Origin of the sequence: Lactiplantibacillus songbeiensis, assembly GCF_005405125.1 — a bacterium.
In the GTDB taxonomy this organism is placed as follows: Bacteria; Bacillota; Bacilli; order Lactobacillales; family Lactobacillaceae; genus Lactiplantibacillus; species Lactiplantibacillus songbeiensis.
This window is the reverse complement of the sequence record NZ_BJDL01000017.1, coordinates 49168-61631: the sequence shown is the minus strand read 5'-3', so window position 1 is coordinate 61631 and position 12464 is coordinate 49168. Positions and strand designations below refer to the sequence as shown.

Genomic DNA, 12464 nt, shown 5'->3' with positions numbered 1-12464 from the left:
ATGGCCCATGGCGTTCCAGCGTTTTAGGAACCAACCGGCAGGCGGCAATTTCAACTAGCACCAAACGTAGAATGGTTATTATTATAGGCGGTTTTGATGCTAGCGACAACTTGTAAAACAGATTGGTAGAGTGCACACATGATTAGCTTTATAATATGATTTAACAAACAGTGGGAGTTGAAGACGATGAAAGTATTTGTAATTGGTGCACATGGTCAAATCGGTAAGAAAATCGTTTCAAAGTTAGTCGCACAAGGCGATCAGGTCTTTGCCGGGATTCGGCGTCCGGATCAGGCGGAAGCCTTTGAAGATGCCGGGGCGGAACCGGTAGCCTTTAACTTGTTAGACCAACCATCAGAATTGGCCTTGGCATTTAAAGGTATGGATGCGGTCGTCTTTGCGGCTGGCTCCGGTGGCTCGACCGGGTATGACATGACGTTGATGATTGATTTGGACGGGGCGGTTAAGTCGATGCAAGCTGCGGAAATCGCGGGGGTCAAACGTTACGAAATCATTAGTGCCGAATTTACCGTTGATCGGGCTAAATGGCCAAATAGTCTCAAGCCATATTACGTTGCGAAGTACTATGCAGATGAGTGGTTGAAGACACGCACCCAGTTGGACTACACGATTTTACAGCCTGGGACGCTAGTGAACGATGCTGGAACCGGTAAAGTAACCGTTAATCCAGAGGTCGGCGGTGAAATTACGCGTGACGATGTGGCAACGTTTGCCGTGCAAGCGCTCAGCACGCCAACCACAATTGGGCAGACGATTGCGTTAATTAATGGTGAGACGCCGATTGCCACGGCAGTTAAACAAGCTAAATAAGGATTAAAAAAGATGGTTCCAGTCGTTGTTAAACTGGGACCATCTTTTAGACTTCATTTTTTGTTTTGAGAACGATTGACGGCCACTAAAGCACCGATGGCAATGATGACTAGTAACGTAAAGAACCAAAAGGAACCGCCCATCCACATGAAGGGCATGCCGCTGTTAACCCAACCACCGCACATTGACGTCACCGCTTTCCTTAGTATTTGCCATCATTATAGCAATCGCGATTCAGTCCAGCAAGTTATTTTAATTGGTTAGTTAAAGTCATGGTTTGTGCGTTGGTTAGCGGCAAGATTGGCAACCGCGGATCGCCGACCAGCAGGTGCTGTGTATTTAAAGCGGCCTTTACTGGGGACGGTGATGGCGAACTGAAAAGGGCAGCCATTTTAGGCAATAATTGGCGCTGAAGCTTCGCCGCTACCGGTACTTGTCCAGTGGCTAGGGCTTGCTGCATCGTAGCCATGTCATCGCCAAAGAGATGACTGGCAACTGAAATAACGCCTTGAGCGCCTAAAGCCTGAGCAGTCAAAGTCTGACTATCTTCACCGGTATAGACTAAAAAGTCAGCTGGCGCTTGTTCAACAATCGTTGCCAATTCTTCCAATGAGGTGCATTGCTTAACCCCAATAATATTAGGATGTTGGGCGAGCTTAACGACCGTCTCAACGGCCATCTTGACGACGACGCGACCAGGAATATTATAAATCATGATAGGTAACCCACCTTGATTAGCAATCGCGGTAAAGTGGGCTAACATCCCAGCTTGATCAGGCTTGTTGTAAGGCGGTACAACCACTAAAGCAGCGTCAATCCCGACAATCTGACTGACTTGGCGCGTAAAGGCAATGGTTGCGGCGGTGTTGTTCGAACCGGTATTGGCAATTATTGGCACTCGTCCAGCCACAATCTTAGCAGTTGCCTGAAATAACGTTAGCTTTTCATTGGTACTCAAGGTGGGGCCTTCACCAGTCGTGCCGCCAACTAAAATTCCCTGTGTCTGGTGGGCCAGCAAATGTTCAATTAAACCGGCTAACCGGGTTAGGTCGAGTTGTTGGTCATCATCAAATGGGGTGACCATGGCGGTGATTAAGTGGGCTTGATCGAAATTCATTTTAAATCCTCCATAAATTAAACTTGTAGTTGTGTCAGCCAAGTTGCTAAGCGGTTCATGCTGTCACGTAAAGCGTCTTGACTGGCGGCATAACTAATCCGGAACCAGCCTTCGCCGGCATCACCAAAAGCTGATCCGGGAATTACGGCCACGTGGGCTTGTTGGGCTAGTGTCGTGGCAAAGGCCCAACTAGTGCCTTTAAATGCAGCAGGGACTTGTGCGAATAAGTAAAAAGCGCCGGTTGGATAAATATAGTTAATGCCAATTTCACTGAGCCGGGTGACTAAGTAATCGCGTCGGGCTTGGTAGATGGCCCGCATCTTTTGACCATCATCGAGGCCATGGGTCAGGGCTTCAATCCCGGCCACTTGGCTGATGGAACTTGTCGATGTGACGAGGTACTGATGGGTCTTCTTCATCTCAGTAATCAATGCCAATGGTGCCATAATAAAGCCTAAACGCCAGCCCGTCATAGCATGAGATTTTGATAGTCCGTTAATCGTGACGGTGTGTTCAGGATACAAGGTTGCTAGCGCAGTATGTGGTTGTTCATAGGTGATCTCACTATAAATCTCATCACTGATAACGATTAAACCAGCTTGCTTGATGACGGTGACTAAGGCTGCTAATTCAGCTTTCGTGTAAGTCACACCAGTCGGGTTAGTCGGGTAGTTGAGTAAAATTGCTTTTAAATGCTGGTCATGATTCGTCTGAATCGCGGTCGCCAATCCTGCCGGGGTTAACTTATAACCGGTTGTTGTCGTATCAATGGGAATCACGTTGGCATGGGCCATGGCAATTACTGGTTCGTAGCTGGTATAGCAAGGTGTTGGTAATAGAACCGCATCACCAGGATTGAGTAACGTGATTAAGGCCGTTGCCACGGCTTCGGTGGCGCCAACCGTGGCAATGATTTCACTAGGCGCGTAATTTAATTGATATTTTTGATTAAAATAGCGACTGGCTGCGGCTTGTAGTTTTTGAAACCCCATTAAGGGTGAATAGTGGCTGAAGTCGTCGCGGATGGCTTGAATACCAGCTTTTTTGACGTGAGCCGGTGTGGGAAGATCCGGTTCGCCGACCGTTAATTTGATGATGTCGGGGATATCACTGATAGCCTCGTCAAAACGGCGAATGCCGGAGACTTGAATGTTTTTAATAATATGATTTGTATCAGCCATAGCTAACAACTTCCTCTCGTTCTAGTTATTGGTTATAATAAAGAACAATTGTCTGGCTTGAAAGTGACAATTTTATCAAAAATGAAAGGACAGTTGTGTGATGCCATTAGACCGGGATTCAAAGACGCCATTATATTTGCAACTTTATCAGTTATTAAAAGCCAGTTATTTGCCCAAGTCGGGTAACCAGCAACAATTGTTGTCGATTCGGCGCATGGCGCAAACCATGAATGTGTCAAAAACGACGGTTGAGCAAGCTTATGACCAGTTATTGGCAGAAGGCTATGTTCACACTGTCCCGGGGAGTGGTTATTTTTTTAATACGCTAAAAACCTGGCCAACCCCGGTTTCCAAGTCAGCACCGATGCCAGTCTCAACGCCGCCTAAGCCAGTGACTTATGATTTTCGATATGGAGCGACTAAATTATTGAAGCCCAGTTGGAATGCTTGGAAAAAAGCTGTTCGTGACGCGTTACGCCAAGCTGAGGTGAACCCGGTGAGTTATCCGAATGCGCAAGGGTTGCCAGCGTTACGCCAACGGTTAACGACTTTTTTACGCACAACTCGCGGCGTACAGTGTCAACCGGATCAGATTGTGATTACGACTGGAGCGAAAGAAGGACTGGCATTACTGTTAAGCATCTTACCTGCAGGGACTTTAGGCATTGAAAATCCCGGGTATCGTGGCCTGACGGAATTAGCAGCCGCGGCTGGTAAGGCGACGGTGGCACTGCCAGTGACGACGCAAGGGGTTTCGTTAGCGGCGATCAAGGCGGCCCAGCCGCAGTATGTTTACACGACGCCGGCGCATCAGTTTCCGTTGGGCTATGTGTTGCCGATTGCCCAGCGATTAGAGTTGTTGCAGTGGGCCGCTACCGGATCACGCTTAGTTATTGAAGATGATTACGATAGCGAATATCGCTACCATACGCAGCCATTGCCCGCCCTGCAATCGGTCGCGACAGCTGACCAGGTTGCCTACTTAGGAACTTTTGCTAAAGGGATCGATCCCACGTTACGGATGGGGTATTTAGTCTTACCGGCCCATTTAGTGGCAGCCTATCATCGTCAATATCAGTATCACTCGGCCATGGTCGCGGGACTACTGCAGCAAGCGATGGTGAACTATTTTGACAGTGGTGCCTACTATCGACATATTAGCCGCAGCCGGGGCTTAAATCGGCGCAAATATCAGCGATTGACACAATTGTTGGCAACAACCGATCGAATTCAGCCAATTGCGACGGGCGCTGGTCTACAGATGGTCATTCGGATTCCTGAAATTTCGCAACCTGCTTTATTGGCGGCGTTAATCAAGGCTGATATTCGGATTTATCCGTTAGAGTCCAATTGGCAGGCGATGCCGAGCCATGACTATTATTTGTTAGGCTTTACAGCCGTAAGTCTAGCGGACTTAGAGGTGGCGTTGCCACGGTTGATTGCGATTTGTGAACGTTTAGGACAATGAAAAAGACATCAAGCTGACTGGTTAGTACCGATCAGTTTGATGTCTTTCGTTTTAGTATGGTTGGGCCTGGCAGGTTGGTGGCTACTTTAGGCCCATGTTTTCTTTTAATGAATGGTCGTCTAGCCTTGATAGACCCAACGATGACCATCTTTTGCCAATAAATCGGCTGCCGCTTGTGGCCCCATGGTGCCAGGCTTGTAGTTCGGGAAGCTTGGTTGATGCTCGTCCCAATAGCGTTGGATGACATCAATAAACTTCCACGAGTAAGCCACTTCTTGCCAATGGGTGAAGTTGGTGGCATCGCCGTTTAAGATGTCGTGTAGAAGCCGTTCATATGCTTCAGGACTGTTAGCCGCAGCGGTCGCATCGTGGTCAAAGTTCAATTGTACTGGTGTCGTTGCAAAGCCTTGGCCGACATTCTTAGCATTCATCCGTAATTCAAAGCCTTCCGTGGGTTCCACGTTGATGGTTAAGATATTCGGTGCTAAGCCGTTATCAGCAGTCTTATCATCAGCCAAGTCATGATTGAAGATGTTGATCACTGGACGTTTAAAGACAATATCGATCCGTGTGAATTTGTCAGCTAAGCGTTTACCAGTCCGAATGTAGAACGGTACGCCTGACCAACGATAGTTATCTATCATTACTTTACCGGCAACAAACGTATCTGTATTGGATTCTGGCGAGATCTTGTCCTCTTGCCGATAGCCCTTGACCGTTTCAGTTGGGGCGTATTGTCCGCGGACAAAGTTCCTGGCAACTTCATCGGGCTGATAAGGCCGCAAGCTGCGTAATGCCTTAACTTTTTCGATATTGATGTCATCTTCGGTAAATTCCACCGGTTGATCCATTGTGAGCAGACTTAGAATCTGCATGATGTGGTTTTGGACCATGTCACGCAATGCACCACTGTTGTCATAGTAAACGGCACGTTCTTCAACGCCCAACTTTTCACTTAACGTAATCTGCACGTTAGAGATGTAACGATTATTCCACAAAGATTCCCAGATATTGTTGCCGAAACGAATGGCCGCGATGTTTTGAATCATTTCTTTACCGAGATAATGGTCAATGCGATAAATTTGGTTTTCGTCGAACGTTTCAGCTAATTCATCATTTAACGTCTTGGCGCTTTCAAAATCATGGCCGAATGGCTTTTCGATGATGACGCGGTTAAAGCCGTTTTTAGTTAAAATGTGTTCAGATTTGAGATGCCGTGCAATCGTCCCGAAAAAGTTCGGTGCCATTGCCAAGTAGAAAATCCGGTTGCCTTGTAAGCCGTATTGCGCATCCAGCTTTTCAGAGAGTCGCTTTAAGGTGATGTAATGTTGCACATCCGTCACGTCATGTGACTGGTAGTAAAAATGGCTGGCAAAAGCAGTCACTTGATCAGCGTCAGCGTGTAATGATGCGAGGGCGTCGGCGACAACTTGATGATAATGATCATCGGTCCAAGGCCGCCGTGCTGTCCCAATCACCGCAAAATGGTCTTGTAAATAACCTTTTTGATATAGTTTAAATAATGAGGGGTAGAGCTTCCGTTGGGCCAAGTCGCCGGTCCCACCAAAAATGGTGAACAAGGCAATCTTTTCTTTACTCATCAAATTCACTTCTTTACTTAGAATTATAAAAATTAGTTTTAGTTGGTACTGATAGTCAGCTGTCATTAGTTTGGATGTTGCCAGTCTTTATCACGCTGGTTGGTCCAGAATCGGCTGGAACATGGTGGCTACGTTTATGAGCCAAAGGGCCTACGCATAAGCCGGATGTTGACTAACCCGAAAAGCCACCATTACTAATACTAAGCGATAAACTACCCGGGTCAATTATTAAGTTCTTAGGTTAGGGTCCTAGACTTTAGGTGTAGGCTTACTAGGAAATTGATGCCGTAATTCGCGTTCGGTCGCCACGTTTTGCATAATCAGACCTAATGCTAAGCCAAGTACTTGTAACGTTGAACTTTGTAGCCAAGCAATCTGCAATAAAAGGCCGACCAGTGAGGCGATGGTCAGCAGGCCGAAGATTTCAACACCGAGCATGGCGTAGAAATTTTGAGCAAACTGCCAAGTCGTTTTATTTTGACCAGCTCGCCGTGAGGTATAACCCCATAAGGATCGAAATTTTGGCATGTGCCGCCACTGATAGCCCCATACAAGTAGAAAGATTAAGAAACAGCCGGTTAGGCCGTATTGATTAAGCATCATGAACATGCCTCGCCTTTTTCCAAATTAACGCTAAATGGTTGCGCTTAACTCACATTATAACAATCATTATTAGGTATCGTCGATATTCAGTTTAAGAAAGTCACCTAAGTTGTGAAAAATTATTAAAAACTTTGTTGCGTTTCATTCAGATAGCTAGCTTGATTTTAACGAAGAGGTTATAATATGGACTGAAATAAGAAAGGGAGTTATTTTTGATGCAAACTTCAAAGAAGTTAATCTCAGGTTTATTAGCAACGGTTACGGCCGTTTCATTGTTTGCCCCAGCAGCATTAGGAACCAATAGTCAAGCAACAGTTGCCCAAGCCGCAACTAAGAAAGCCGCCAAGACCACCATTGCGGTCGACGGTGTAACAAGTAGCGCTAAAACCGTTACCGGGACTGCCACTAAGGGTGCCAAGGTAACGGTTTACGCTAAGAAGGGTGCTAAGGATTCCAACGCTGGAAAGAGCAAGATTGCTTCAGCAACAGCATCATCAAAGACTGGTAAGTTTACGGTTAAATTACCTAAGACTTACAAAAAGGGTACTGATTTATACGTTTACGCCACTCAAGGTAAGTATTCATACATGTACCGGATTGTTAAGGTAACCGCCGTTAAGAAAGCCACGACGACTAAAAAGACGACCACTACGACCAAGAAGACGACTGCTAAAAAGACCACGGCTAAGAAAAACTATGGTACGGTCAGCAGCGTTGCTGGGACTTGGAAGTCATCTAGCTACAAAGGCTACTACACGAAATGGACGTTAACGAGTGGTAAGAAGATCACCGTTAAACGTTACAAGTCAGGTGCTAAGACCAAGACCTTGTTAAGCGGGACTTATACCGCAAGTTCTAGCAACAAGCATCTTTGGAAAGTTGATGCCAAGGTTGGTAAGAAGACTGAAAACTTCTACTTACGTTTCCGGAGCAGCAAGACATTCTACGTGGTTAACAGTAAAAATGTTCGTTTGAAGGAAAACCTCGGTCAAGGGGCTAACTACTTCACTTATACGAAAGTTGCTACCAGCAGCAAATCTAGTGTTTTAAGCTTCTAAGTTTAGTTAGATGACATTAGTTGAAAGACGGTCCGATCGCAAAGGCGATGGTGGCCGTCTTTTTTGCGTTAACTTAACTAAAGAAAGACCGCGTTCGTTTGGTGAAAAAAGTGCTGATCATCGATAAAATGACTTGGTTGCTGCCAGAAACTCGCGATAATGAAAGTAAAGCGAGGGGACAGCTTATGACACATCGGTGGTTACGACTTAGTATTGAACTATTGGCGGGGATACCAGTGGCGATGATGATTATTTTTATTGGGGTAGTGGTCGGTTATTTTTTAACGCATTTATTACCGGCTACGCATTTTAACCTACGCGTCTTAGGCTTGTCAGTCTATCAGATTAGCCGACAAGGTCGCTCGATTAGGGGCCAATTAAATGCGAAGTCAGCTCAGGAGTTAAGCTTATTTTGTTCACTGGCGATTGTCTTGGTCAGTGAATCGTGTTACACCATCTGGCATCCGCGGATTCAACACAAGTTTTAGTAGGCGGTGGCCAGGTGAGCGCGTATACTGAAGAAAATGGAAAATTTAGGTGAGGACAATGCAAAAAGAAGTTCGGCTGCGGTGGCTGTTTTTAGCAAATTTGTTGAATAACGCCGGCGCCGCTTTTATGTGGCCGTTAACGACGGTCTATATGCACAATTATTTGAAGCAGACCTTGACGTTCTCGGGGGTCGTGCTATTTTGTATGTCGCTAGCGATGATTCTGGGAAACTATGTCGGTGGTCATTTATTTGATCACTGGCAGCCTTATCGGACGGCAATTTTAGGCGTGATTATTTCGACGGCGACCTTAGCAACGCTGATCTTTTGGCATAGCTTATGGCCGTATGCCTTGGGTTTGATTATTGTCGGGTTCGGTGATGGCATCAGTATGACGGTGGTTAATGCTTATGCGGCCACCGTGACGACGAAATCCAATCGGTATGTCTTTAACATGTTGTACTTAGCGTTGAATGTCGGGGTCGTGATTGGGACGCTGCTAGTTGGTTACTTGTTAGACTTGGGGATTAACGTGGTCTTTATGGTGACGACGGCTTGTTATGTCGGGCTGATGATTATTGTGTTAAGTACGTTCAATGTTCAATTAGCGGCGAAGACGACCACCACGGCCAAAGCGAAAACAACGGATCAAACACCCCATAATAAACGGCAATTGATCTGGTTGATTTGTTTGATGATTTTTTCAATTTATTTGAGTTATGCCCTGTGGGAAAGTTTATTGTCCGTGCATATGACTAATCTGGGCATTCCATTTCGGCGGTACAGTGAAGTCTGGACGATTAACGGCTTGTTAATCATTTTGAGTCAGCCAATCGTAACGTTATTTAACGAACGTTTTAAGATTGGCACGCAGATTGGTTTTGGGATTACCTTATTTGCCTTATCATTTCTAGGCCTGGTTTTTGCCCGGCAATATGTAGATTTCATTGTGATTATGGTTGTGTTAACACTTGGTGAGGTGATTGGCTTGCCAATTGTGCCAGCGTGGGTCGATGATATGGCCGCAGTGGATCAGCGCGGTAAGTATCAAGGACGTTTCAATATGGCGCTCTCACTAGGTCGAGCGGTCGGACCATTATTCGGTGGGATGATGGTGGCCCAGTTCTCATATGCAATTTTATTTATGACCGTAACCGTCTTAATGTTGGTTACATTGGGTATTGTTTTATGGCGGGCCGCGCGGGAACAGTTGTTAAATGGGTAAATGAATTCAAGGTCTTTACAGGTGATGCTCGTTACTTGTGAGATCTTTTTGTTTGGGGCCTGATGATTAAGATGAGCGTTGAAAAATAGCGTTCATTTTATAACTATCTGGTTATTACGCTTGGTGCTAGTTGGTTTAAATTGCCACTCTGGTTGGGCCAGAATCGGCTGGAACGTGGTGGCCGCGTTTTCGAGCCACAGAACGGTCTCGAAAGCCGGGCTTTATCTAAGTCGGAAAATCGCCGACCAAGATAAACGACACCACTGAGCCAATTCTGGCCCGCCCGCCGTTAACTACGGGGATTAAAAAATTAACGATTGATTATTCTTAGTCCACTCATTTAGCCGAGTCGTTGGTTCCTAGAATGCTCAGCCGTGTGGCGTTCCAGCATTTTAGGAACCAACCGGCAGGCGGCAATTTCAACTAGCATCAAGCGTGGTTATTGAGTGAACCTATAACGAAAAAACGGATCACCCACTGGTTGGGCAGATCCGTTTTCTTTACTTACTAAAGGCATGTAACCGTTCTTTCATCACGTTATAGATACGTTCTGTATCCACGGAAGTCCCACGTAATTCGTAGTCACCGATTAAATCAGTATCCAGTTGTTCCGCGTAACGCCGAGCAGTCAAGCAATATTGTTCATTAAAGTTCTTGTTTCCGCTACCAACGACGCCAAGGCAAAGACTTGGATTTAAGTCGTAGTTTAAGTATTCACCTAAGGTATTTGTCATGAGTTCTTTGACCCCAGTATCGATTCCGTTACCACCGTCTAGATAGGTTGGGACAAAGGCAAAATACGGTTTGGATTCAATCGCAAACTCAGTTTGATCCGTAATTTCTTTTAAGGTAATCAAAGGGTTATTGTCGTCAGCTGCATGTTGGGTCTTGGCATAATCTTGCATCCCAGTGACAAACGAACGGGTATTGCCTTCAATCGAAATATAAATAATATTAATGACATTTTCACTCACGGCCGGTTCCTCATTTCTGTATTAACATACGTTTAGTTTACGCTGTACGCGGTTATTTTGCAATCAACTTCAGGTAAAAGTTTAAAGGGGTTTCATAATTTTTTCGACTATGAACAGTTATTGACCTGATAATGGCAACAGTTATGATACTGACTACTAGGACCACTGTAAAATGTGACCGGTAACAGTCAATGGCCACTTGATAACTAATTTTATACCGGTCCAATTAATGGGTCATAAACAACGATGGTTTTGAGTACAGCTTGATATTTTAGAATAAGCATATACTTTTAATTGAGATAATTTAAGATTATACGTTTGGCGCTAAAAAAAGCGCCAAGCTAACCTGAATTTTCCAGGTTAGTTCGACGCTTAACGTGATGATTAATCTTGATCATCATCCGTTTTGGCAGTTACTGCTGGTGCGGGAGATTGACGACTAACTTCAAACCAATTGATGTAGGCATTCTCAAAATCGAGCGCCTTGAAAGTGAAGTCGGCAATCTGAATCGTATCGCCCGCTTGAATTTTCGGAAAGTTATCCAAAATGTAGCCGGTTAAAGTGACCACATCGGAATCCTCAAATTCCTGCAAGTCGGTTTTAAAGAACCGTTCAAAATCATATAGAGTCATTTTACCGCTCATGCGATAGGTGCCATTGTCTTGCTTTTCAACGTATTCGGTCGACACATTGTCGATTTCATCGTTGACCGTTCCGAAGAGTTCCTCGTAAATATCTTTATCCGTGACAATCCCACTCGTCCCACCGTATTCGTCAACGACGACCACGATCGGCGTTTGCTTTTCAATCATCTTTTGTAAGATGGCTTGAATCGGGGTGGTTTCGGGAATGGTAATGATATTGCGCAACACTTTGTTGACCCGGATCTCATCATCAACTTCACCTTGACGAATCAAGTCGTAGTTGTAGACGTAACCGAGAATCTTATCCTTATCGTTGTTCGCCACGACTGGTAGTCGACTGAAACGCTTCTGTAAGTAAACGCGAATGGCTTGTTTAACGGTATCGTTAATATCAATGACGACCAATTGGGTTCGATCAATCATGATATCTTTAGCAATTTTATCGTTAAATTCAAAAGCCCGTTCCATATACAGATAATCGTCACGGTCTAATTGACCACCGGAAACGGCATTACGTGACAAGTTTAAGATTTCAGCTTGCGAATAAACATCGTTATCTTCATTAGCCACGGGAATCCCTAACATCTTGACCACACCGGTTGATGATGTATTCAATAACCAGACGAATGGGTAGAAGATGACGTGGAACCACCGTAATGGGGTCGTGATGACCGCCATAACTTTCAATGGCATATCAATCGCGATATTCTTCGGGACGATTTCGGTCAAGACGACTTCTAAGTAGGTCAGTAAGAAGACCCCGAGGATAATACTAATTCCTCGGAGAATCGAGGTACTGATAGAAAGGTGGAACAGATCTAACAACTGCAACACGAAATGTTCAGTTGTTTGTTCCCCAATCCAACCTAAGATAATCCCAGCCAGTGAGACCCCAACTTGAGTTGTTGATAAGTACTCGTTTAAGTTTTGCACCATGTGCAAGGAGGTCGCGATCCGTTTGGAAGGCTTATCTCGCTTTTTTTGTTCTTCTTCGAGGGCGCTTGGTCGGGTCTGAACTAAAGCAAATTCACAGGCCACAAAGAAAGCGGCGACGCAGAACGTAATGACAATAATGACTAAATTTAAAATTATCTGGCCACTGTCCAAAGAAACATTCCTCATTTCATTTATTTGATACCTAAATTATAACGCGAAGTTGACCATCGTTGCCAGTCAGGTTTCAAATTCGCTGATTTAGTTTGGTGTACTGATTATTCGTTATTGTTGGCCGAGATTGGATAAAGACGCCGCTCCGGTTGGCCTGGATTGACGC

General features: G+C 45.2%; 11 protein-coding genes. 5 read left to right on the top strand and 6 right to left on the bottom strand.

Annotation, left to right across the window (positions count from 1 at the left end):
- The first annotated feature begins 186 nt into the window (after positions 1–186).
- Complete coding sequence (locus FFM77_RS06865) at positions 187–831, top strand: SDR family oxidoreductase (protein WP_137635027.1); 645 nt, start codon at positions 187–189, stop codon at positions 829–831.
- Positions 832–1078: 247 nt separating this feature from the next.
- Here FFM77_RS06865 and dapA read toward each other — a convergent pair whose 3' ends face one another.
- Positions 1079–1948 carry a 4-hydroxy-tetrahydrodipicolinate synthase gene (gene dapA / locus FFM77_RS06860; RefSeq protein WP_137635026.1) on the bottom strand — a complete coding sequence of 290 codons (870 nt, stop codon included), beginning with the start codon at positions 1946–1948 and terminating at the stop codon, positions 1079–1081.
- 17 nt (positions 1949–1965) lie between these two features.
- Positions 1966–3129 carry an aminotransferase class I/II-fold pyridoxal phosphate-dependent enzyme gene (locus FFM77_RS06855; RefSeq protein ID WP_137635025.1) on the bottom strand — a complete coding sequence of 388 codons (1164 nt, stop codon included), beginning with the start codon at positions 3127–3129 and terminating at the stop codon, positions 1966–1968.
- Between the two features lie 100 nt (positions 3130–3229).
- Here FFM77_RS06855 and pdxR point away from each other — a divergent pair, with 100 nt between their 5' ends.
- Positions 3230–4597: a MocR-like pyridoxine biosynthesis transcription factor PdxR gene (gene pdxR / locus FFM77_RS06850; RefSeq protein ID WP_137635024.1), complete on the top strand. Its 1368-nt coding sequence runs from the start codon at positions 3230–3232 to the stop codon at positions 4595–4597.
- Positions 4598–4716: 119 nt separating this feature from the next.
- Here the strand turns inward: pdxR and zwf are convergent, their stop codons facing one another.
- Together zwf and FFM77_RS06840 are read right to left on the bottom strand one after the other, a co-directional pair.
- On the bottom strand, positions 4717–6198 hold the full coding sequence (zwf, locus tag FFM77_RS06845) for a glucose-6-phosphate dehydrogenase (protein ID WP_137635023.1): 1482 nt from the start codon (positions 6196–6198) through the stop codon (positions 4717–4719).
- Between the two features lie 249 nt (positions 6199–6447).
- Positions 6448–6801 (bottom strand): SdpI family protein, encoded by a 354-nt coding sequence (locus tag FFM77_RS06840; RefSeq protein WP_137635022.1) that lies wholly within the window; start codon positions 6799–6801, stop codon positions 6448–6450.
- A 215-nt stretch (positions 6802–7016) separates the two neighbouring features.
- Here FFM77_RS06840 and FFM77_RS06835 point away from each other — a divergent pair, with 215 nt between their 5' ends.
- From FFM77_RS06835 to FFM77_RS06825, 3 genes are all read left to right on the top strand, one after another.
- Entirely contained in the window at positions 7017–7859 is an 843-nt protein-coding gene (locus tag FFM77_RS06835; protein ID WP_137635021.1) for an Ig-like domain-containing protein, read from the top strand.
- 185 nt (positions 7860–8044) lie between these two features.
- The gene (locus FFM77_RS06830) at positions 8045–8347 is read left to right on the top strand and encodes an LlsX family protein (RefSeq protein WP_137635020.1); all 303 of its coding nucleotides are present in this window, start codon (positions 8045–8047) and stop codon (positions 8345–8347) included.
- Positions 8348–8405: 58 nt separating this feature from the next.
- Positions 8406–9572, top strand: coding sequence for an MDR family MFS transporter (locus FFM77_RS06825; protein WP_137635019.1), 1167 nt, complete (start codon positions 8406–8408; stop codon positions 9570–9572).
- 500 nt (positions 9573–10072) lie between these two features.
- Here the strand turns inward: FFM77_RS06825 and nrdI are convergent, their stop codons facing one another.
- A complete protein-coding gene (nrdI, locus tag FFM77_RS06820; protein WP_137635018.1) occupies positions 10073–10546 on the bottom strand; it encodes a class Ib ribonucleoside-diphosphate reductase assembly flavoprotein NrdI in 474 nt (157 codons plus the stop codon).
- A gap of 384 nt (positions 10547–10930) precedes the next feature.
- On the bottom strand, positions 10931–12298 hold the full coding sequence (locus tag FFM77_RS06815; RefSeq protein ID WP_137635017.1) for a hemolysin family protein: 1368 nt from the start codon (positions 12296–12298) through the stop codon (positions 10931–10933).
- Positions 12299–12464 lie beyond the last annotated feature (166 nt).

Bases quoted from the DNA above. Each gene is read 5' to 3' on its own strand.
- FFM77_RS06865 (WP_137635027.1), top strand. From the start codon at position 187: ATGAAAGTATTTGTAATTGGTGCACATGGTCAAATCGGTAAGAAAATC.
- dapA (WP_137635026.1), bottom strand. From the start codon at position 1,948: ATGAATTTCGATCAAGCCCACTTAATCACCGCCATGGTCACCCCATTT.
- FFM77_RS06855 (WP_137635025.1), bottom strand. From the start codon at position 3,129: ATGGCTGATACAAATCATATTATTAAAAACATTCAAGTCTCCGGCATT.
- pdxR (WP_137635024.1), top strand. From the start codon at position 3,230: ATGCCATTAGACCGGGATTCAAAGACGCCATTATATTTGCAACTTTAT.
- zwf (WP_137635023.1), bottom strand. From the start codon at position 6,198: ATGAGTAAAGAAAAGATTGCCTTGTTCACCATTTTTGGTGGGACCGGC.
- FFM77_RS06840 (WP_137635022.1), bottom strand. From the start codon at position 6,801: ATGATGCTTAATCAATACGGCCTAACCGGCTGTTTCTTAATCTTTCTA.
- FFM77_RS06835 (WP_137635021.1), top strand. From the start codon at position 7,017: ATGCAAACTTCAAAGAAGTTAATCTCAGGTTTATTAGCAACGGTTACG.
- FFM77_RS06830 (WP_137635020.1), top strand. From the start codon at position 8,045: ATGACACATCGGTGGTTACGACTTAGTATTGAACTATTGGCGGGGATA.
- FFM77_RS06825 (WP_137635019.1), top strand. From the start codon at position 8,406: ATGCAAAAAGAAGTTCGGCTGCGGTGGCTGTTTTTAGCAAATTTGTTG.